Here is a 22,873-nt window from a genome sequence, read left to right as displayed (position 1 = left end):
CTATCATTGACTCTGATAATCACCACTCTTTTCAACACTATTTTATGTAATCGATAGCATGGTTGACCTGCTTTACTGTTTATCATTTATTTAGATTTTCAGATTGGCTAGGTAAGAATAACGCACTAGAGGATAGTGCGACCATATGCTCATTATTGGCTATGATCGGTTACATTCCAAAAAGGACAGGAAGTTATGCAATACAAAGCGCCCTTACGTGATATCCAATTCGTTATGCATGAACTACTCGATAGTGAAAGCCACTACAAAACTCTGCCTGCGTTCCAAGAAGCTGACCGCGAGCTAATGGACAGCCTATTTGAAATGGCTGCAAGCTTTGCTGAAAACGAACTGTCACCATTGAACCAAAGCGGTGATGCTGAAGGCTGTAAGTTTGATAATGGTAAGGTCACCACGCCAAAAGGCTTTAAAGAAGCTTATGACGCGTATTGTGAGCTTGGCTTCCCTGCTTTATCTGCTGAAGAAGATTTTGGCGGTCAAAACATGCCGTTCTCATTGTCTACTGTCATCAATGAAATGGTTGGTACGGCTAACTGGTCATTCTCTATGTACCCTGGCCTATCACATGGTGCTATTCAAACCATCGAGCATCATGGTACTGACGAGCAAAAACAAACCTATTTAGAAAAAATGGTCACTGGCGAATGGTCAGGCACCATGTGTCTTACTGAAGCGCATGCGGGTTCTGACTTGGGTATTATCCGTACCAAAGCTGAGCCTAAAGAAGATGGTAGCTATAGCATCACGGGTCAAAAGATTTTCATCTCTGCTGGTGAGCATGACCTAACTGATAACATTATCCACATTGTTTTGGCTCGTCTACCAGGCGCACCTGCTGGCACCAAAGGTATCTCATTGTTTATTGTCCCAAAAATGACGGTCAACGCAGATGGTAGCGTTGGCGAAAGCAACAATGTCGTTTGTGGCTCTATCGAACACAAAATGGGTATCAAAGCTTCTGCAACTTGTGTCATGAACTTCGATGGCGCAACGGGTTACTTGATTGGACCTGAAAACCGTGGCCTACAGTGTATGTTCACCTTTATGAACGTGGCACGTATCGGTACTGCTGTGCAAGGTTTGACTGCAGCAGAGTATGCGTTCCAAGGTTCATTGACTTATGCAAAAGACCGCTTAGCGATGCGTTCACTATCAGGTACGAAAGCACCAGAGAAAGCGGCTGACCCTATCATCGTACATCCAGCGGTTCGTAACATGCTATTGACTGAAAAAGCCTTTGCTGAAGGTGGTCGTGCGCTAGTGTATTATCTCTCACACTTTGCAGATACCGTCGCAAAAGGCGAAGGCAAAGAGTTGAAGTTTGCTGACCAAATGTTGTCACTACTGACACCAATTGCTAAAGCGTTCTTGACTGAAACAGGTCTAGAAGCTGCCAACCATGGTATTCAGGTTTATGGTGGTCATGGTTTCGTTAGCGAATGGGGTATGGAGCAGAACGTACGTGATACGCGCATTTCTTGCTTATACGAAGGTACCACAGAGATTCAAGCGCTTGATTTATTAGGCCGTAAAGTTCTAGGTTCACAAGGTAAACTACTTGCTAACTTTGTAAACGTTATCCAAGAATTCTGTGAAGAAAACAAAGAAAACGACGAGATGGGTCAGTTTATCCGCCCACTTGCCAAGCATCTTAAAGAATGGGGCGATTTGACTGCACGCATCGGCATGCAAGCAACTGAAACGCCAGATGCTGTCGGCGGCGCGGCGGTAGACTATATGTATTTCAGCGGTTATGTAACTCTAGCTTACTTATGGGCGCGTATGGCACTGGTTGCTCAGACTGCTATCGCAAACGGTACTGGCGAAAAATCATTCTATGACGCTAAAGTTAAAACGGCTCAGTTCTACTTTGCTAAGCTATTGCCACGTACTACTACGCACGTACAGCGTATCAGCACTGGTGTAGAGCCATACATGAGCATGGACGTTGATCAGTTTGCCTTTTAATTAAAGCGCTAAACTTTGCAATCGTATAGTCTTGAGCGGCAATATACTTCGGTGTGTTGCCGCTTTGTTTTGCGCGTGCTTATGACAACTATCAACATAGTTTTGACTATAGCAACTGTCTATAAGTACCGACCTGTCTACCTTCTCACATTATAGTTATCAGCAAGGTGTCTATAAGTACTTCAATAGCCGTTGCTAACTTTTGGTGTACGCACAATTCACGAAGAAATACACTCGCTCACAAGCTTATTTGTTAAACTTTGATTATTAATCGCTAAGGTTATACCAAGAAAACAGTTGATAATCTTAACAACTTCAATTTTAATTATTTGAACCAAAGGAATGTTTATGGCTGTTTATAATGCCCCTCTTAATGACATGCGCTTTATCTTAAATGACGTATTCAAGGCGCCAGAGTTTTGGCAAAACAACGAAAACTTGGCTCATGTCGACATGGAAACTGTCGATATGATTTTAGAAGAAATGGGAAAACTGTCAAAAAACATTCTACTTCCTATTAACCGTAGCGGTGATGAAGAAGGCGCAACTTTCGAGGGTGATGGCGTCGTCACGACTCCGACAGGATTCAAAGAAGCCTATAAGCAATATGCTGAGTCAGGCTGGGTCGGCTTAAGCGGTAATGCTGAATACGGCGGTCAGGGCTTCCCTAAAATGGTTACCATGCTCACCGAAGAGATGGTTTTTACTGCTAACCAATCATTTGCTCTGTATCCAAACCTAACGGTTGGTGCGACGCTTTGCTTAAATGCGGCTGGCTCTGAAGAGCAAAAGCAAACTTATCTAGAAAAAATGTACAACGGTGAATGGGCTGGCACCATGTGCTTGACGGAGCCGCATGCTGGTACTGATTTGGGTATTATCAAAACCAAAGCTGTGCCTAATGATGATGGTAGCTATGATATCTCTGGTACCAAAATCTTTATCACTGGTGGTGAGCATGACCTTACTGACAACATCATTCATTTGGTATTGGCAAAAACACCAAATGCACCAGAAGGCTCAAAAGGTATCTCGCTATTTGTCGTACCAAAATTCTTGGTCAATGCAGATGGTAGCTTAGGCGAGCGCAACACATTAGCGGTAGGCTCTATCGAACACAAAATGGGTATCAAAGCCTCTGCAACTTGTGTCATGAACTTTGATAATGCTAAAGGCTGGATGGTTGGCGCGGAAAACACTGGTCTATCATCAATGTTTATCATGATGAACTATGAGCGTGTCACTATGGGCTTGCAAGGCCTTGGTGGTTCTGAGCTTGCCTATCAAAATGCAGCGTTATATGCCAATGACCGTGGTCAAGGCCGTAGCGATACCCAGCTACAAAGCCCAGAAAAACCTGCTGACGCTATTATTCATCATGCTGATGTCCGTCGTATGCTATTGAACGCTAAAGTAAACACTGAAGCGTCTCGCTGTTTTGCGATGTACGTTGCCAAAAATCTTGATGAAGAGAAGTTTAGTACCGATCCTGAGTCAGCCAAAGCGGCTGCAGCTCGTGTTGCCCTACTGACACCAGTTGCTAAAGCGTTCCTGACTGATAAAGCACTAGAAGCCACTGTTGATTGTCAGCAAGTATTTGGTGGTCATGGCTATATCCGCGAATGGGGTATGGAGCAGATCGTTCGTGATACCCGTATTGCACAGATTTATGAAGGCACCAACGGTATTCAAGCGCTTGACTTACTAGGTCGTAAAGTTGCTCGTAACAACGGTAAGTACGTCACTCACTTCTTGGGTGAGATTCGTGACTTTGTTAGCAACATGCAAGCAGATCACGCTATCAAACAAGCTACGTTAAATGCAGCAGATACCATTGAAGAGTTAACCACCACTGTGCTTAACAACATCGGTGAACGCAAAAACGAAATCAATGGCTGTGCGGTTGACTACATGCATGCGTTTGGCTACCTTGCTTACTCATACATGTTTGCGTTGATGGTAGAAGCCGCTAATGGAAAAGAAGGCGAGTTTTATACCAATAAAGCCAAGCTTGCTGACTATTTCATTGGCCGTGTCCTACCGCGTATCGATGCTCATGCAAAAATGGTCAAAGCTGGTAGTGACCCAATGATGAACTTTGATCTTGCTTATTTCGACGTTCCTGCAAGCTAAGCTAGCTTTACAACTAACCTAAAATACCTTGATTAAAAGGACAGTCGTGTTACTGTCCTTTTTTTTGTCAAAATAACTGCTAACAAAATAATTCAATATCAATAGGCAGTTCCGATTAAAATAACGCAAGACAAGATGTCGCTCGACTACAATTGAACGATTGGCAAACTTTACTCAACCACTTATACCGACTTAAATAATAAAAACGATTGAAACAACCATGATAAAGGGTGCGACGTGTCAGAATTAAAACGCATTTTACAACAGATTACCGCCTTGAGCGACGTGCCAGACCCTGCGGTACTCAAACGCTTGATTGATGAGCTACGAGTCAGTGATAAAGAACCTGCATTGGCCAATGAGAAAATTCAATCCCTTATTGATATCATACATCAGCATCCAGAATATGGTGATGGTCTGTCTAGTTTTGTGCTAAAACTGATTATCCAATATCGACAAATTGCGCTGTATACCGACACTGGTATCATGTCCGATCAAGGGTTCTTTAACAGTTTACGCCGGTTAATTGGTCATCGGTTTTTACCATTACTACCACAAGATGACTCTGTCGTTGAACTGGTGGGCTATCTGTTTAACAAGCGCTCTGATGAACGCTGGCTGGCCAATATCGAAAAGGAAAAATGGGACAAACTGGTTGAGCTGGTTCGCGTAGAAGAGAAACATTTAAACCTAGTCGCTACCGCAAAAAACAGTATTTTAAACGCCATTATCATTTTATCTTATCGCATCAGCGGTATCGGCTTGCATCCTGATTTGATGGAGTCGTATCCACAGATACTGAACTATTCCGCATCTTTTGTTGCACAAAATCAAGAAGCCGTACTCTTCGTTAATCAATATCGTCAAGCACATGAACTTGATACCTTGACAGATATTACGCCTGAGCAAGCAGTCGATCCCGCACCTCTATTGGTTATGCTTGAACAGTGCGAAGATATCGTCGCTACCGTACGCAAGCGGATTTATAAGACCGGTATTTCTATTCGTTTGACTAATATGATGCTGCGTCTAGATCAAAGCTTGCAGCGTATGCGGATTTTGACTGAGTTAGTCACAGACGATAATCAAAAGCGAGATCGTGCTGTTATCGAACTGATACAGGCGCTCATCACTACAGCCAACCAGCGCTATAGTATTGGTTATTTGATTGATAACAATACCAAACTACTCTCTCGCAAAGTCACAGAAAATGCCAGTCGCGTCGGCGAGCATTATATTAGTACCGATAAAGCTGGCTATCAAAAGATGCTCAAAAAAGCCTCTATTGGTGGCTTTATCATCGCATTTATGGCAACTATAAAAATACTGGCGTACCACTTAGCGCTCGCACCCATGGGTCGCGCGTTCATCAACAGTATGATTTATGGTTTGGGCTTCGTATTTATTCATGTTATTCGCGGCACAGTCGCGACTAAGCAGCCAGCCATGACCGCGGCTGCAATCGCTTCTACCATATCTGAAGGCTCTGGTAAAAAATCACATCAATTGACCAAGCTATCAGAATTGGTCGTCGATATCTTGCGCACCCAGTTTATTGCTATCATGGGTAACGTCATGTTAGCCGTACCCGTCGCCTTGATTATCTCTTTTGCTTGGTTGCAATATACTGGCGCGCCAATGATCGATACCGAAAAAGCAGGACACTTGCTACATGATCTCGACCCGTTCCACTCATTAGCACTGCCCCATGCTGCTATTGCTGGGGTTTACCTGTTCTTATCTGGTTTGATTGCCGGTTATTACGATAACTTGGCAGTTTATAACAACGTAGGCGCGCGTATACAACGTCACAGATTGTTGAAATATATACTGCCTAGCTCATGGCTTCAGCGTTTAGGCGGCTTTATAGAGGCCAACTTGGGCGCTATCATGGGTAACTTCTTATTCGGGGTGTTCTTAGGTAGTACCGCAACTATTGGCTATATCTTCGGCTTACCAATTGATATTCGTCACATTGCCTTTGCTTCAGCAAACTTGGCACATGGACTATTCAATATATCTGCTGACGACATCAGCTGGAGTCTCATCCTAATTTCTATACTTGGCGTGGCCCTTATTGGTCTGGTCAACTTAATCGTTAGCTTTTCGTTGGCACTGTTTGTTGCCCTACGTTCTAAAGAAGTTCGCTTTTTTGAATGGAGTCGTCTCACAAAGCTCGTATTTGGCCATATTATTAGCCATCCATCTGACTTTTTCTGGCCACGTGATAAGCCAATGAAATATGCGCGTATCGATAGTCAGGGTCACATGATATTTGATGATACCTCCGCACAAAAAAATGGCAAATCTATACCAAGTAATTATGTGGTAAGGCGTCTGTCTGATGTCAGAATCCTGCCTGAATCTAAACATGCTGATGCTCAACATTCCCAGACGAATACCGACATCAACTATGAAAAGCAGCCGACAGATGAGTATACGCAGCCGTATAACTCTCCTGAAAAGGTGATGGATCTGGATGATGGTTTAGTCGATGACGAACTAAACAGCGTTCCTTATACCGACGATATCCAATACGATAAGGCCACCAAAACGATAAGTGCGCTCAATAACGATATCGTTAGTGATGAGCCACACCACATTGACTCTGATGACAAGCAAACTGGTGACGCAAAAACCCCTTTACCAAAACCTAAAAAACCACCAAAGCTACCTAATTAAATAGGTAGTTGCGGTAGCTTTATGCTCGATCGACTGTTGATAATAAAGTCATTGAATACATGTAAAATAATGGATTGGATATGACCGAAAGAGTAACCAACAAAGCAATTTTCAGTAGTAGAATTTTTTCAATTAATTATGTTACCTACCCTACTAACCACAGCGTTATGAAGCACTGTGACCCCGTACAAAAAGGCCGTTATTACAAATTAAACTTTGTTTTAATTCAGCCTAAAGTTGGTGGTGTGTTCGAGTGTTCAAACTGCATTATGAACCTGTTCGACAGAGTTTATTTATTTCGTCCCGATAAATATGAGCACAGTGTTTCACGAATTCAGTCTGGTAAACGCGTGTTATTGAGTTTTGCTTTGAATATTTAGCCAAAGCTTATTAAAGCTGGGCAAACTGTCGAGTTATTTTCCTTTGATTGGTTTGCCATAGGTATACCCCCAAGGGAACCAGTTATTTCACCCTTTAAGCCTATTAACAGACCATCTAAAACGAACTGCTATAACGGAACTACTTATAACAGACTGTTTATTTAGCCTTGTATATTAAGACGCTTATAACCCTCTTTATGGGCTCAGGCACTGTGCGCTTGAAGTTATTACCTTGCCATCACCCAATCTATAAGCCAATAGATAATTACCCCACACACAGCCCCCGTCAAGTGCGCGCGCATGTGGCAAATCAATTTCGCCTTTTAGCGCAGCCCAATGTCCAAATAGTATCTTACGAGTGCGCGGTACTTGCCACTCAAACCAAGGCAAAAAATCGGTTGGCATAGCCTCATCTAAACCTGCTGAAAAGCTAAACTCAAGTGACCCGTCCTGCTTACACAAGCGCATACGCGTAAAGTAATTAGCAATCGCCCGCATCTTAGTAAATCCTTCGATACCTGCATGCCATTCATCCGCTTCTTTGCTATATAGATTCGGCAGCAATTGATCGAGCTGATTCAAATTACTTTGCAGCTGAGCTTCTAATTGCTGCGCATATCCTGCGGCGGCTTCAATACTCCAATGCGGTGGAATACCCGCATGTACCAGCACCGTGTGCTCATCAGGATAGGCTAATATCGGCTGCCTACGTAACCATTCGAGCAACTCATCACAGTCATCCGCAGCAAAGATAGGTGCCGTTTTGTCTTTATTTTTAAGCCTGGCGGCCCCGCGCCAGACTGCTATCAAATTAAGATCATGATTGCCCAATACCGTTGCCGCAGCGCCTTGCTCACACAACGCTTTGACATGACGCAGCGTGTTCAATGAGTCCTCGCCACGTGCTACCAGATCACCAGCAAACCATAATTTGTCTTGGGCAGGATCGAAATCCAGTGTTTTTAGCAATTGTAGATATGCAGCATAGCAACCTTGTAAGTCACCGATAACATACTGATGGCGAAAACTCATAACACCTCAATGATTTAAACACGATAGTTAAAGACAGCTAGCTCGATAAGAAATAAATACCTAAGCACCAATCACAAAAATAAAGCATAAAAAACCGCCATTATAATTGACGGTTAGTAGCATGCTTTTATGTATCAGAAATACATTATACGTCTAGCTGCTGTGAATGATTGCTTAGGTTCACAAAATCTGTGACGCTTAATGTCTCAGGTCGTGCCTGTGGATCGATACCACAAGCCGCAAAATCGTCTTCGCTCAATGTCGGTAGCAACGTTGATTTTTTGAAGATAGCACGTAGCGTCTTGCGACGATGGTTGAAAGTCTCACGCACGACAATAGCAAAGTGCTCTTCATCATTTGCGACTACTGGTTTGTTGATATGCGGTGTCAGGCGGAAGACAGCACTGGTCACCTTGGGTGGTGGATTAAACGCACCGCGAGGAACGGTCAGCAAGTAATCTGTATCACAGTGATATTGCATAATGACCGACAAGCGGCCATAAGTCTTGCTACCCACGTCGGCTGTGATACGCTCGACCACTTCTTTTTGCAACATAAAATGCATGTCTTGAATCACATCGGCATAGCTAAGCAGATGAAATAAGATAGGCGTTGAGATGTTATACGGTAGGTTGCCCACTACGCGCAGCTTACCGCGCTCTTCACTATATAGCTCACGGTAGTCCACATGCATCGCATTGTCTTTGATAATCTCAAAGTTTGGATGGCTATTGGCACCGATACGAATACGCAAGCTATCTGCCAAATCACGATCTAGCTCCACCACTGTCATTGCATCCACTTCTGCCAATAACGGCTCGGTCAATGCGCCCATACCAGGCCCAATCTCGATCAAATTGTCATCGCGCTCTAGACGAATACTTTCGACGATTTCGCGAATGACGCTAGTATCATGCAAGAAATTTTGGCCAAAGCGCTTACGCGGCTGATGTTTGGCAGCACGTAAGCTGTTAGAAATAGTTTGAGCATCAAATGAAGTTTTGGACATAAAAGAGTCTTAATGTATAAAAGATAAATGGGCGATGATAATGTAATGGCAGCGATATACTGACTTTATAATGGTGAATTATAGCACAGCTCATAATTAGGCTGTGTTTTTGAATAACTATTATCGATAGACGAGCCATGCTTTCGAGTAACTGACTCGGTAACTTTTTACCTCTACATCCATATAATATAAACTCTGATTATGCTAAATGGCAGCGTCAAACCAAGCGCTAGCAGACAGAAACAAGTCCAAAGATGGAGTCATCATAACAATCGCGGCGTAAAACTAAATCGATAATTAAGGATTTTTAACGCTTCTTGGGTTTAATAAAGCCCGACTACATAACGCAATCGGTTATGTCTCACCTTTTGAGTTTGAAAAGCAGTATTATGATAATTTAACCCTGTCAGGCATTGCTGCCTGACTCCAGTAAGCCAGTCTCTGATATAGTCGAGGCGGTCCAGCTCTACGCGATCGTCATCCCGCCAGATAAATACCCTTAGGGAGTTCAAATATGATCTTGAAACTTAACGTCACCCTCCATTATCGACTCTCAGAACCCATGGATCTTTTGCTTCAGATCGAAGCCGCCGATCTTGCGGATCAACGGGTACGGTCAGCCGAGATTTGGACATCAGACGTTGCGCATTTTTCACGGGTCGCCGCAGATGATGGTATAGGAGAGCGGATTTGGATTCACGCTGAAGGGGATTTTAGCTGCACTTACCTCGCAGAAATCGCTGTTGACCGTCCTGCCTTGAACATATCGGCATTGTCCCAAACGCCCTTGCATCTTTTGCCTGGAGAAACGATCAGGCATTTAATGCCGTCTCACTATTGCCCCTCAGAACAGTTCCATGCCTTTGTGGACGCCGAGTTTGGCGATCTCGCTGGCGGCGCACGGATTGCCGCGATGCGCGACTGGATCGAGTCGGCGTTTAGCTATGTACCCGGATCGAGCCATGCACAAACTACCGCGCTCGACAGCTTTGCTCAACGTCAGGGCGTATGCCGCGACTTTGCGCATGTTCTCGTAACCCTAGCGCGCGCGTCGTCGATACCAGCTAGGTTTGTGAGCGTTTATGCGCCCGATGTGACACCACAAGACTTTCATGCCGTGGCCGAGGTCTATCTCGAAGGGAGCTGGCACCTCATTGATCCGACTGGCATGGCAGATGCCGACACAATGGCCCGCATCGGTGTTGGGTCCGATGCGTCAAACGTTGCGTTCTTAACCTCGTTCGGATCCATGGAGCTGATCAACCAATCGGTATCCGTAACCAGACAGTCTTAGGGTCCTGACCCTAGGCTTTCGAGCCTAGGTTTAAAACAGATGCTGCCCGTCATGCACGATGTAAACTTTACTAAATCGTCTTAGGTGGCTGCCTTTTTAGATAGGCATTACTGATAATAAAATTATTAAGTACTATGTGAAAAATATCTATAAGCACTGACTTATACAGCAGGTACATCGATAAGTGATTTATCAGCCATCTCATTAGCCATATTTAGTGCTTGATATAAACTGGTCGCACTCGCACCGCCGCTTCCTGCCAAGTCTAACGCCGTACCATGATCGACAGAAGTACGTATATAAGGCAAGCCCAAGGTTAGATTAACCGTATCACCAAAACCGTGCGATTTTAATACTGGCAATCCTTGATCGTGATACATGGCAATGACCGCATCACAGTTTGTTAAATGTCTGGTAGTAAATAACGTATCAGCTGGCATCGCTTCTGATATATTGATACCTGCATCGATAAACTCTCTCAGAACTGGATTGATAATCTCAACCTCCTCACTTCCCAAGTGACCACCCTCGCCTGCATGTGGATTGAGACCACAAACTAAGATACGAGGCTGCGTGAGACCAAACTTCTCTCTCATGTCATCGATGACAATTTGTACCGTTTGCCGCACATTGTCGGCAGTGATGGCGGCAGGGATGTCCTTTAATGGTAAATGCGTAGTGACAAGCGCGACTTTCATCGCTTGATTAGCAAGCATCATGACGACCTTCTCACAGCCGCTTTGCTGCATAAAAAATTCAGTATGACCACTAAACTTCGTCCCGTCTAACAGCTTGATACCAGCATCTATCAACGCTGATTTTTGCAAGGGACCTGTGACGATGGCAGCGACTGTATTATTTATTGCCAGTTTATGAGCAATATCTAACTGCTGAGCCACCATCGCTGAGTTAGCAATATTAATTTTCCCGCAGACCACGGGTGCGGCACAAGGGATATTCAGTAGGATGAAAGCACTATCAGCGTCTATATCTTGCTGTGATATCTGCGCTACCAAGTTAACATCGAGGGTATCGGCGTTCATATCTGCATTGATAGTATGCCAACTAGGTGTGCTTTTGAGCACGCCAGCTGTAACCAATTCCTCTGCGCGAGTTTGCATGGCTTTAGCATCAGCAGTCACCCAAATTGGTCGAGCAAAGTCTTGCAACTTACCCTCTACTGCTAGTCCTAGTACGACGTCCATGCCAATACCTGCAGGCTCACCTGTCGTGATTAATAGTGGGCGCTTTTCTTCTGTCATAACAATAGCCTTATATTATTCAAATTATTGATTTTATTATACTTATAATTATTATTCTAAGTTTTTATACTTAGATATTGTATGGTATTTCTTAGTTCATGAAAAACAATCACTTCAGATTTAGTTCTTTATCGAGTCTAAAAAACCACATTATGTGTTAAACTTTCGCATCTGATTGTAGCATTTACAGACAAACCTGAGACCGCGTTTTGGTACTTCTATCGTAGAGGCGCGCCACGTTTGTATTGCTCTATCATCGACATCCTTTTTCATACCCATTTTAACTCATTAGGCACTCATGGCAGAAAACGACAAAACCGACGACTTACTCAATCAGACACCGCCGCACAATATTGATATTGAAAAGGCATTGCTCGCGTCTTTGATGAGTATCGAAGAGGCGTACGACAAGATTGCCGATATTGTCACCAAAGATGACTTTTATGCTGGGCGACATCAATATATTTTTGATGCCATTGCCCATTTGGCGGCAGTGAATGAGCCTTATGATACCGTCATGGTACACGACTGGTTAGAAGCGCAGAAATTACTCAAAGGTGCAGGTGGTGACAGTTATTTGGCCGATATTTTGAGCCAAAGTCCTGCGACTTTGTTTAACCTGACTGCCTACGCCCAGCGTGTGCGTGAACTATCAACCCTACGCCAGCTGATTACCACTGGTAATGATATGCTGACGCTTGCCTATAATCCAAAAGACCAAAGCGTTAGTGACATTCTCGACAATGTCGAGGGTAAGATATTTAGTATCAATGAGCAGCATAACAAGCGCGCGGAACAACGCGGCCCTGTCGGTATTACCTCTGTCTTGACCAATGTTATCGATAAAATTCAAGAACTAAAATCTAATCCCGATGGCATGATTGGTTTGCAGACACCATTTGCCGAGCTGAATAACAAAACCCAAGGACTACAAGCCGGTGATTTAATTATCGTTGCTGCGCGTCCTTCGATGGGTAAAACCACTTTTGCGATGAACTTGGCAGAAGGGATCTTGTTTAATGAAGATTTGCCTGTTGTGGTGTTTTCTATGGAGATGCCTGCCGAGTCTATCGTCATGCGTCTGCTATCCTCATGGGGCGCGATTAACCAGACGCATCTGCGTTCTGGGCAGATGAATGAAGATGAATGGGCAAAGATGATGAACGCCATTCAACATTTGCAATCAAAGCATTTATATATTGACGACAGTACTGCCCTACCGCCATCTGAGATGCGTTCCCGCTGCCGCCGTATCGCCAAAAACCATGATGGTCGCTTGGGTGCAATCGTAGTCGATTATCTGCAGCTAATGAAAGTACCCAGTCTAGATGGTAACCGTGTTGGCGAGATTTCTGAGATTTCGCGTAGTTTAAAGGCGCTCGCACGTGAGCTTGAATGTCCAGTGATTGCTTTATCACAGCTTAACCGTAGTCTAGAAAACCGTCCAAACAAACGTCCTATCATGTCGGATCTACGTGAGTCTGGTGCGATTGAGCAGGATGCCGATTTGATTATGTTCATCTATCGTGATGAGGTTTATAATGAAAACTCAGACCACAAAGGCGTGGCGGAAATCATCATTGGTAAACAGCGTAACGGTCCTATCGGTACTATTCGTCTAGGCTTTGAAGGTCAATTTACCCGCTTTATCAATCTCACGCCAGAGTACTACCAAGGCGTCAGTTTTGAGAATGATGAGTAACTAACCTTATAAAATTTAATTCTGACAAAGACTAAGCCTTATATAGACTCAGTTTAAATTATAGGTTAATAAATAATTTTACATAACCAGTTTTAATACAATAGCCAGTACCGCATCAAATCAATCGATGCAGTACTGGCTTTATAACTTCATAATTCTACTCATATAGAAGGCGATTATGCGCACAATCACTATAAAACCAAAAGCCCTTACCCATAACCTGAATCAAGTCAAACAACGAGCACCCCAATCTAAAGTATTAGCTATGGTCAAATCCAACGCTTATGGACATGGCGTGGCGGCAGTCTTGCCAGCCCTGCAGCAAGCAGATGGTATCGGTGTCGCTACGTTGACTGAAGCGCTAGAAGCCAGACAGTTAGGCTGGGAGAAAACCATCGGTCTAGTAGAAGGTGCGTTTACCGCTGATGAATGGCAACAAGCGATTGATCATGATATTAGCTGCGTGATTCACCATGGACCACAGCTAGAATGGGCACTGCAAAATATCCCGCCAGCTAGCAGTGCAACCAGAGTGGCTTGGCTCAAATACAATACGGGCATGAACCGTTTGGGTTTTAACGCTGAGGGTGTGCTATCAGCAGCAAAATGCCTACATGAGGCGGGTTATCAGCTGATCCTAGCCACGCATTTTGCCAATGCTGATGACTACGATCATCCATTAAATGCGATGCAGATTGAGCGTTTCTCAAGCGTACTAGCGACTTTGAAAGACATCATTAGCCCAGATATCCAAGGTTCGTTATGCAACTCTGCTGGTATCGTCAACTTCCCAGAGTACCATTATGACTGGGTACGTCCAGGCATTATCTTATACGGTAGCTCACCTGTCGTTGATAAGAGCGCACAAGAATTAGACTTGCAGCCTGCAATGGAGTTTACTGCTCAAATCATGGCTCTACAAACCGTTAGCGCCAATGATGCGATCGGCTATGGTAGCCGCTGGCGTGCGCAGCAAGACACCAGAACCGCTTTGGTCAGCGTTGGATATGGCGATGGCTATCCACGTGTGGTTACTGATGATGCGTATGTCACTGTCATCGATGCTAACGACAAACAAAGCTACCGTTGCCCAGTGATTGGACGCGTGGCAATGGATATGATTGTCATTGATATCAGTAGCGCACCTGAGAGTCTTGCCATAGATAGCAAGGTCATGCTCTGGGGCGATGCGCCGCGTGTCGACGAAGTTGCAAGTCATGCTGGGACGATTAGCTATGAGCTATTATGTCGCCTTAGCATACGTCCAAACCGTACACAGGCATAATCATTAACGGCACAGTCATTAGCATATAAGGTATTGCGGCTTGCTAATGTGATTTCGGTCTATTTAACAAGCCATTTGATCTTGATAAAAATGAACGTTTACATTGAAAGTAAATACGCTATACTAAAAGTTTGTTGTCAACCCAGTATACGCACTAACGCGATGCTATTGAAGACTGATGACGTTTCACTGACTGCGATCGACTGCTAGGATTACTATGAGTTTGCGCCATTTTTTAACCTTATCTGATTTAACCAAACAAGAACTAGAAAACTTAATCAAACGCGCAAGCGAATTGCGTAAGATGCAACACGCAGGCGAGATATACCAGCCTTTTGTTGGTCGTACGCTTGGCATGATATTTGAAAAATCTTCAACGCGTACCCGTATCTCATTTGAGACGGGCATGGGTCAATTTGGTGGTAACGCCATATTTTTATCACCAAACGATACGCAGCTCGGTCGCGGCGAGCCACTAGAAGACTCAGCACGCGTGATTTCTAGCATGGTTGATATCATTATGATTCGTACCTTTGGGCATGAAAAAGTTGAAACCTTTGCTGAATATTCCAGTGTACCGATTATCAATGCGTTGACCGATGACTATCATCCTTGCCAGTTGCTTGCTGATATGCAAACCTATTACGAGCATCGCGGTAGTATCGAAAATAAGATTGTGACTTGGGTCGGTGATGGCAACAATATGTGTTCATCATTTATGCAAGCTGCTAATCAGTTTGGTTTTGAATTACGCGTGGCAGCACCTTATGGGTTTGAGCCTGATCCGAAACTTATGGAACGCTTTTCACATTGCGTGAGTTTGGTAGAAAACGTACAGGACGCGGCAAAAGATTCTAATTTGATTGTCACCGATGTATGGGCAAGTATGGGTCAAGAATCCGAGCAAAATACGCGCGCACGTCGTTTTGCACCGTATCAAGTGACGCCGTCTCTATTAGACAAAGCCGATCCTGAAGTGGTGTTTATGCATTGCTTGCCAGCTCACCGCGGTGAAGAAATCTCTCATGACATGCTTAATGACCCACGCTCTGTCGTCTGGGATGAAGCTGAAAACCGCTTACATGCACAAAAAGCATTGATGGAGTTTTTACTTAAAGACAAAATCAAGTTACCTGCATAACTTAGGCTATTCTATAAAAAGACCGTGAGATCAATAGTAAAATAACTTGCTAACAAACTCCTAAATAAGTTCCCAAATAAAAAAGCCATCCAGATCTGGACGGCTTTTTTGTTTATACAAATGATTTGATCATAGATTAACGCGTGAGCGTTGTCACGCCATTTGCACCTGCTTTTAGCAAAACGTCTGCTTGGTTTGCTGCAAAGATACCATTACAGACCACACCTACGATATTATTTAGCTCTTTTTCTAGCGCGATTGGATTGCTCACATCCAAATCGTAGGTGTCTAGAATAACATTACCATAGTCGGTGACAAAGTCTTCACGATATACCGGTTCACCGCCCAATTTGGCCAATTGGCGAGCTACATACGAGCGTGCTTGTGGTAATACTTCAATCGGTACTGGAAACGCGCGACCTAATATATCAACACTTTTACTATCATCGACCATACAGACGAACTTGTTTGAAGCGGCTGCCACAATCTTTTCGCGAGTCAATGCACCGCCGCCGCCTTTGATAAGTTGCAAGTGCTCGTTAACTTCATCCGCACCATCGATATAAACATCCAATGTACCAGCAAAGTTCAAATCGACTATTTCGATACCAAGCGCACGAAGTTTGTCTTCTGTCACCTGTGAGCTAGCGACAGCGCCAGCAAGCTTCAATTGTGGCAACAACTCAATCAAACAGTTGACCGTACTACCTGTCCCTACCCCAAGTATCATATCGTCTTTGATATAGCTTAGAGCAGCTTTGGCCGCGGCTTGCTTTTGTGCTTGCTGATCACTCATCATAAATCCTTGGAAAATAAACGTATGGTCTTAAAAAAAGTAAAAGGCTAAAACAGATAAAATACGCGGCTATTATAACCGATGATATTAATGGATGTTAGCGCATCATGACGCTAATTTGTGAGTCCTATCGTGCCTAGCTCAGGCTTAACTTAGGTAAATACTTGCACTTCATGTAAATTCGAGCACGAAATCCCAAGAAAACTGCAATTGAGTCTTGCAAGATACTAAAAATCGGCATAGGCTAATCTATTTCGTTTTTATATTCATCTACATTTTTTATATTCACTCTGTTTAGGGATTACTATGCTGTCACACTGGGTACGAGCCATCTTACAAGCCACCGTCTATGACGTTGCTATTCAAACACCACTTGAAACGGCGCCCAAGCTGACCCAACGTTTTGCTAATGACATTCGATTTAAGCGTGAAGACTTACAACCAGTCAAATCATTTAAATTGCGCGGTGCCTATAACCGTATCAGTCAGTTGAGCGATGAGCAAAAAGCGCGCGGTGTGATTTGTGCTTCGGCAGGTAATCATGCGCAAGGCGTGGCTTACTCTGCGCGCAAACTATCACTAAATAACATCATCGTCATGCCAACCACGACTCCCGATATCAAAGTGGATGCGGTAAGAGCACTTGGTGGCAATGTAGATCTACACGGAGATAGTTTTGATCAAGCAAACCGTTATGCGATCGATCGTGCTGAACGCGAAGGACTGACCTTTATTCCACCTTATGACGATGAATTAGTCATCGCAGGACAAGGCACCATCGGTCTTGAGCTGACCCAGCAGTGGCGCAACATGGACTATGTATTCGTTGCCGTTGGTGGTGGTGGCCTAATCTCTGGTGTGGCCGCATTTTTAGGTGAAGTGGCACCACATGTCAAAGTGATTGCAGTAGAAGCCGAGCAGTCAGCCTGCCTAAAAGCAGCGCTTGAAACAGGTGAACGTGTCAAGCTTGAGCAAGTAGGATTGTTCGTCGATGGCGTGGCAGTCGCGCAGATTGGCGAATTGCCTTTTGACGTCGTGCGTACGCAAAAAAGCGATAATTCAGGCCCTGTCGTTGAGCCTAACGTCGTCACCTGTAGCAACGATGAAGTCTGCGCCGCGGTCAAAGATGTGTTTGAGGAGAGCCGCAGTATCGTAGAGCCTGCAGGCGCGTTAGCGGTTGCTGGTATGAAAAAATACCTTCAAGCTAACGAGATTACGGGCAAAAACTGTGCAGCCATCATTTGCGGCGCTAATATGAATTTTGACCGCCTGCGTTATATCGCTGAGCGTACTGAAATTGGTGAGAAAAAAGAAGCCATCTTTGGGGTTACTATTCCTGAACAAACGGGTGCTTTCTTGAACTTCTGTCGTAGTCTACATGGCCGTAATATTACTGAGTTTAACTACCGCGCTGACAGCAAAAAATCACCAGACTCAATGGAGCCTGCCTCAATCTTCGTCGGTATTGCTTTAAAAGAAGGTGAAAAAGAGCGTCAAACCATCAGCAACCAACTGGCAGACGATGGCTACACTGCTCACGACCTGACTGATGATGATATCGCCAAATCACATATCCGTCATTTGATTGGTGGTCATGCTCATGTCGAAAACGAGCAATTGCTACAAGTGGTATTCCCAGAACGTCCAGGTGCATTGCTAACGTTCTTAGAAAAACTGGGTGACGATTTTAATATTACCTTATTCCATTACCGTAACCATGGGGCTGCTGAAGGTCGTGTATTGGTCGGTTTACAAGCCTCTGAAGGCAACTCTCGTCAGCTACAAGACGCGCTTTTAGATATTGGTTATGACTGTGCCACGGTCAATGACAACATTGGCTATCAGTTATTTTTGAGATAGTAAAAATAGACGTAATGTCTCTTATCTAATGGCAGTTTTTAAGTCGATTAAAAACTGCCATTTTCATATTAATAATGATTATGAGCTGGCAGGTATGGCACAGTGATAAACAAAGTATTAGTGATATTGGCCTGTCTGATTTTCGTGCTTATAGGTTATAGAGTTCTTCAACCTAAAAACACGGTACATCAACCTGCAACCAATACAGCAGCAGATATCGTAACACAACCTACTCTTACCTCTAATGACGTTGATAATATTGATGATATACCACCAACATACGTTGATTTGGGTACCACTTCAACATCAGCGCCAACTGCCACTCCAGTCTTATCAACATAACCAGCCCCAAGCTTTTCATGTGACGGCAGAACACATTGCTCACAAATGACATCCTGTGCAGAAGCCACTTATTTCACAAACTACTGTCCTAATACCAAAATGGATGGTAACCACGATGGTGTACCTTGTGAACAACAATGGTGCAACTAACCCACAGTCATCAAATCTATTTGCAAATATTAAAGTTGCCCTAATATTGTTTATATAAACTATGATTTAATATAAAAACGAATGCAGAGTGACTCTTATGAAGAAAAGTGCTGATGATAACCAAGGTTTGGTGAAAATCCGTCTCGATAAATGGCTATGGGCAGCTAGGTTTTATCGTACACGTACCCTAGCCAAACAAGCGATTGAAAGTGGACGCGTACACTATGCCGGTAGCCGGGTAAAAACCAGTAAAGAGATTTCAGTTGGAGATGAGCTAACCATTCGTCAAGGCTCAGCGACCGCGATGACCGAAAAGACGGTCGTTGTTGAGGCGCTATCTGCACAGCGTGGCAATGCGATTGCCGCTGAGGTACTATATTCAGAGACAAAAGAGAGCGAGACGCGCCGTGCTTACTATGCCGAACAGCGCAAACTGGCCAATCTTGCTCGTCCTGACAACAAGCCCAACAAAAAAGAGCGACGCGATCTACAGCGTTTTAAAAGTAATCAAGATTAAAACCGTTTCACTATCTCACCTTTTGGCCATGCATCATATGGCCAAATTTTCATTGTTAAATGACGCTATTGTTTAGTCTCTATCCTTGCCATTCCAAGCATTAAGCGTTACGCTAGCAGCTGATTCAATCGATTGCATGCTAATAAAAGCCGCATTAACAATGCTGGTCTCTTATAGCATGTTTTTTTTGTTATAGAAGGTCATATTATGCTGATGAAAGCCTGTACTCCCTCGTCTGTATTATTGGTATGTTTAGGAAATATCTGCCGCTCCCCTACTGCTGAAGAAGTTTTTCGTCAGCAAGCAGCGATTGCTGGACTATCTATAAAAGTAGACTCAGCAGGCACCAGTGATTGGCACGTTGGCAGTGCGCCTGATGCTCGCTCGCAACGTCATGCTAAGTCACACGGCTACAAAATTAATAAGCTGGTCGCTCGTCAAGTCAGTGCCAATGACTTTCGTGATTTTGATTTAATCTTAGCCATGGACTCACAGAATCTAGCTGATCTACAAGCGATCAAAGACAGCATTGCAGAATCAGAAGATAGTTTAGCAACACTAGCACTGTTCAGTGAAGAAGACCCTACCTATTGCGGTAGCGATGTGCCAGATCCATATAAAGGCGATAACGATGATTTTGAAGAAGTGATCGAGCGTATCGAATCAAGCGCCCAAGCTTGGATAGAAAGCTGGAAAGCCTGCTAGCCATACCGTCTATATTTCTGCTACTCTTGCATCCGGTATCCTCTATAATATGATTAATCCTCTATAAAAGAGCTACAGCGTTAACCTCGCTTAAAGTATCACAGTTACGTCTGCACTCAGTTGCCTTGTATCTCTTTTAAATTGAATCAATTATAGCTACCTTATCATTTATTATCCTTTTGCCACATAGGCTACGTTATGACCCAAGCTTCACGCCTTGACCACAGTGCTCAGTCTAGCATCGCCACTGATGTTTCGAATGTCTCAGCGACTGCCGTAGTCAATGATTCGATCGACTTATCACATGACAATACGATGGCATTGGCCTGTGTTGCTGACTCTGTCGTGACATTAGAGAATGAGGCGCAGCTTGACAGTTTTATGGCAACTTATATAGAAGATATAGCAAACAAATTGCCACTGTTTGTGTTGTCTGGCGGTAGTAATGTTTTATTACCTGAAGCGTTGAACGCCATAGTATTGCAGCCAAAGATGCGTGGTATTCATCTGACCAATCAAACCGACGATTATGTCGATATCGAAGTAATGGCTGGCGAAAACTGGCATGATTTGGTCGTACATACGGTCAATCAAGGTTGGTATGGGTTAGAAAATCTTGCACTAATACCGGGCCTGACGGGCGCAGCACCCATACAAAATATCGGTGCATACGGCGTACAATTAGAAGACCGCTTACAGTATATACGTGCCTATCATTTGCCGACACAAACTTGGCATCATTTATCAGCTGCTGATTGCCAATTTGGCTATCGTGACAGTATCTTTAAACGCACACCAAACACATGGCTTATTAGTCGTGTGGGTTTCAGATTACATACTGATCCTGCCAATATTTTAGCCAGTTATGGCGATGTACAGACTGTGGCGCAGCGCTATGCGCAGCAACAAGGGCGCGAGCAAGCAACTCCTGCTGACGTTATGCAAGCTATTATAGATATTAGACAACAAAAGCTGCCTGACCCAAAGCAGCTACCTAATTGTGGCAGTTTTTTTCAAAATCCTATTATCGCTCAGGAGCAGTTCACAGCGCTGCAAGCAACTTATCCAGCTATCGTTGGTTATGCGATGCCTAATGCAATGGTAAAGGTTGCGGCTGGTTGGCTCATTGAGCAAGCAGGATTAAAAGGTGGCGGCATTGCACCTATTTTTACGCATAAGCAGCAAGCACTAGTATTGACTAACCATACGCCTCAGCAAGCCACGCAAAAGGATGTAGTCATAGCGCAGAAATATATCGCTGCTACTGTCTATGAGAAATTTTCCATTCAGTTGTCACGTGAGCCAGTCTGGGTAAATGCTGATGGCTCAATTGGATATGCTGAGCATGTGGCATAAAAAATCATGGTCTAAGCGGCTATTATCTAAACGATTATGGCGATATTACTTGCGGTTTTCTGAACGCATGGTGACACTATTTCGCATTATCAATATTACTTTTATACTAGGCTCTACGTCTGTCATTTTAGTGATTATCAGCCTATTTACCCCGCTGTTTTCGCAAGCAATCGTTTATATTTTTTCTCTATTGCCGCTACCTGACATGCCTTCTGCTGCCATGAGCTCACCGCCTACTGCCTATGTAGTCTTAGGCGGCGGTCTGACCAATGACCACAACAACCAAATTATCCTAAATCGCTATAGTCTCAATCGCGCTCGTACCGCTGCAGGCGCTTACCATGACTTACCTCTACCAATTGTACTGAGTGGCGCTGAAGCTCCATGGCTCGGTCAATGGTTGATGGAACACGGTATCGACGGACTGATCAGTGAAAATGCTAGCATGAATACATGTGAAAACGCCCGCTTTACAGCCAAACGCATTCCGTTACGCCATGTATATCTGATTACTGATAGCTATCATATGGCGCGTGCACGCAGACAGTTTGCTTTAAATGGTATCAATAGCACACCACTCCCTGCGCCACTGCCAGTAAGACGCGACTGGATGAAGCCTGCACACAACTTAAGTCACTCACGGCGCGCTGTCTATGAGGTCGCAGCCTATCTGCGCGATGTGATACGTCCCCAGATGGACTGCCGCCATGCCAATGATGTGACTTCGCAGCAGCTATTAACCCCAAGAGGCAATGCCACAAAAAACTCTGACGAATAAACGTTAAAGATGTATACGATACCATTGAGAGACGCATTCTAAATACTACCGAACATCCACTACATTTGTGATGGGTGTATAATAATAAGAGACACTGCTATTTAAGAGATTTGCCATGCTCAGTATATTTTTATTAATTCCATTAAGTCTCATGCTGTTTGTGGTTGCCATCTGGGCGGTGCGTTATGCGGTAAAATCAAACCAGTTCGAAGATTTGGACAATGCATCACAGCGTATCATATTGGATGATCGTCAAGAACGCCGCCAAACTATGCAGGCTCATGAACGCTCAGCACCTACCCAGCAGCAAGATAAAACAGCCGCAACTGATGGAAATAACGATCATTCTGAGATAAATAAAGATTCAGAAATCTAATTTATCTGCCTTATAAATGCGTAATTTATTGGTGCCGTTTTATTAAATAATTCAGCACTAGCAAGTTCGCCCTTTACCATTCTT

General features: G+C 44.0%; 18 protein-coding genes and 1 pseudogene. 14 read left to right on the top strand and 5 right to left on the bottom strand.

What is annotated here, in order from left to right; translation table 11 throughout:
- Positions 1-195: 195 nt before the first annotated feature.
- The 3 genes from JMY00_RS05850 (at position 196) to JMY00_RS05840 (ending at position 6,804) form a co-directional block, all read left to right on the top strand.
- Positions 196-1,989, top strand: coding sequence for an acyl-CoA dehydrogenase C-terminal domain-containing protein (locus JMY00_RS05850; RefSeq protein ID WP_201579458.1), 1,794 nt, complete (start codon positions 196-198; stop codon positions 1,987-1,989).
- A 348-nt stretch (positions 1,990-2,337) separates the two neighbouring features.
- Positions 2,338-4,122 (top strand): acyl-CoA dehydrogenase C-terminal domain-containing protein, encoded by a 1,785-nt coding sequence (locus JMY00_RS05845; RefSeq protein WP_201579457.1) that lies wholly within the window; start codon positions 2,338-2,340, stop codon positions 4,120-4,122.
- A gap of 237 nt (positions 4,123-4,359) precedes the next feature.
- On the top strand, positions 4,360-6,804 hold the full coding sequence (locus JMY00_RS05840; protein WP_201579456.1) for a site-specific recombinase: 2,445 nt from the start codon (positions 4,360-4,362) through the stop codon (positions 6,802-6,804).
- Between the two features lie 575 nt (positions 6,805-7,379).
- On the opposite strand, the gene JMY00_RS05835 is transcribed toward JMY00_RS05840, so the two are convergent.
- Both JMY00_RS05835 and rsmA read right to left on the bottom strand, forming a co-directional pair.
- Positions 7,380-8,216 (bottom strand): symmetrical bis(5'-nucleosyl)-tetraphosphatase, encoded by an 837-nt coding sequence (locus JMY00_RS05835; protein WP_201579455.1) that lies wholly within the window; start codon positions 8,214-8,216, stop codon positions 7,380-7,382.
- A gap of 145 nt (positions 8,217-8,361) precedes the next feature.
- Positions 8,362-9,225, bottom strand: a complete 864-nt coding sequence (rsmA, locus tag JMY00_RS05830) for a 16S rRNA (adenine(1518)-N(6)/adenine(1519)-N(6))-dimethyltransferase RsmA (RefSeq protein WP_057760387.1) — start codon at positions 9,223-9,225, stop codon at positions 8,362-8,364.
- 514 nt (positions 9,226-9,739) lie between these two features.
- On the opposite strand from rsmA, the gene JMY00_RS05825 reads away from it, so the two are divergent.
- Positions 9,740-10,519, top strand: coding sequence for a transglutaminase family protein (locus JMY00_RS05825; RefSeq protein WP_201579454.1), 780 nt, complete (start codon positions 9,740-9,742; stop codon positions 10,517-10,519).
- A 161-nt stretch (positions 10,520-10,680) separates the two neighbouring features.
- On the opposite strand, the gene pdxA is transcribed toward JMY00_RS05825, so the two are convergent.
- On the bottom strand, positions 10,681-11,781 hold the full coding sequence (gene pdxA, locus JMY00_RS05820) for a 4-hydroxythreonine-4-phosphate dehydrogenase PdxA (RefSeq protein WP_201579453.1): 1,101 nt from the start codon (positions 11,779-11,781) through the stop codon (positions 10,681-10,683).
- 298 nt (positions 11,782-12,079) lie between these two features.
- Here pdxA and dnaB point away from each other — a divergent pair, with 298 nt between their 5' ends.
- The 3 genes from dnaB (at position 12,080) to argF (ending at position 15,909) form a co-directional block, all read left to right on the top strand.
- Positions 12,080-13,483, top strand: a complete 1,404-nt coding sequence (gene dnaB, locus JMY00_RS05815) for a replicative DNA helicase (RefSeq protein WP_057760393.1) — start codon at positions 12,080-12,082, stop codon at positions 13,481-13,483.
- A 178-nt stretch (positions 13,484-13,661) separates the two neighbouring features.
- Positions 13,662-14,768 carry an alanine racemase gene (gene alr, locus JMY00_RS05810; protein ID WP_201579452.1) on the top strand — a complete coding sequence of 369 codons (1,107 nt, stop codon included), beginning with the start codon at positions 13,662-13,664 and terminating at the stop codon, positions 14,766-14,768.
- A 217-nt stretch (positions 14,769-14,985) separates the two neighbouring features.
- A complete protein-coding gene (argF, locus tag JMY00_RS05805; protein ID WP_057760398.1) occupies positions 14,986-15,909 on the top strand; it encodes an ornithine carbamoyltransferase in 924 nt (307 codons plus the stop codon).
- Positions 15,910-16,045: 136 nt separating this feature from the next.
- Here the strand turns inward: argF and rpiA are convergent, their stop codons facing one another.
- Positions 16,046-16,705 (bottom strand): ribose-5-phosphate isomerase RpiA, encoded by a 660-nt coding sequence (rpiA, locus tag JMY00_RS05800; protein ID WP_201579451.1) that lies wholly within the window; start codon positions 16,703-16,705, stop codon positions 16,046-16,048.
- Positions 16,706-17,011: 306 nt separating this feature from the next.
- On the opposite strand from rpiA, the gene ilvA reads away from it, so the two are divergent.
- The gene (gene ilvA, locus JMY00_RS05795) at positions 17,012-18,565 is read left to right on the top strand and encodes a threonine ammonia-lyase, biosynthetic (protein ID WP_201579450.1); all 1,554 of its coding nucleotides are present in this window, start codon (positions 17,012-17,014) and stop codon (positions 18,563-18,565) included.
- 188 nt (positions 18,566-18,753) lie between these two features.
- Here the strand turns inward: ilvA and JMY00_RS13605 are convergent, their stop codons facing one another.
- A complete protein-coding gene (locus JMY00_RS13605) occupies positions 18,754-18,975 on the bottom strand; it encodes a hypothetical protein (protein WP_240990667.1) in 222 nt (73 codons plus the stop codon).
- Here JMY00_RS13605 and JMY00_RS05785 point away from each other — a divergent pair.
- From JMY00_RS05785 to ccoS, 6 genes and pseudogenes are all read left to right on the top strand, one after another.
- Positions 18,920-19,057, top strand: a pseudogene (locus JMY00_RS05785) (excalibur calcium-binding domain-containing protein); the annotation flags it as partial. The gene JMY00_RS13605 and the pseudogene JMY00_RS05785 sit on opposite strands and share 56 nt — an antisense overlap.
- Before the next feature lie 97 nt (positions 19,058-19,154).
- A complete protein-coding gene (locus tag JMY00_RS05780; RefSeq protein ID WP_201579447.1) occupies positions 19,155-19,574 on the top strand; it encodes a S4 domain-containing protein in 420 nt (139 codons plus the stop codon).
- Between the two features lie 207 nt (positions 19,575-19,781).
- Complete coding sequence (locus tag JMY00_RS05775) at positions 19,782-20,279, top strand: low molecular weight protein-tyrosine-phosphatase (protein ID WP_191113680.1); 498 nt, start codon at positions 19,782-19,784, stop codon at positions 20,277-20,279.
- A gap of 315 nt (positions 20,280-20,594) precedes the next feature.
- Positions 20,595-21,635 (top strand): UDP-N-acetylmuramate dehydrogenase, encoded by a 1,041-nt coding sequence (gene murB, locus JMY00_RS05770; RefSeq protein WP_240990671.1) that lies wholly within the window; start codon positions 20,595-20,597, stop codon positions 21,633-21,635.
- Complete coding sequence (locus tag JMY00_RS05765) at positions 21,601-22,413, top strand: YdcF family protein (RefSeq protein ID WP_240990666.1); 813 nt, start codon at positions 21,601-21,603, stop codon at positions 22,411-22,413. The genes murB and JMY00_RS05765 overlap by 35 nt, the downstream gene beginning before the upstream one ends.
- Before the next feature lie 115 nt (positions 22,414-22,528).
- A complete protein-coding gene (gene ccoS / locus JMY00_RS05760) occupies positions 22,529-22,789 on the top strand; it encodes a cbb3-type cytochrome oxidase assembly protein CcoS (protein ID WP_227526711.1) in 261 nt (86 codons plus the stop codon).
- Positions 22,790-22,873 lie beyond the last annotated feature (84 nt).

It is taken from the genome of Psychrobacter sp. Pi2-52 (genome assembly GCF_904846705.1).
Taxonomy (GTDB): Bacteria; Pseudomonadota; Gammaproteobacteria; order Pseudomonadales; family Moraxellaceae; genus Psychrobacter.
This window is presented reverse-complemented; position numbering and strand designations above follow the sequence as displayed.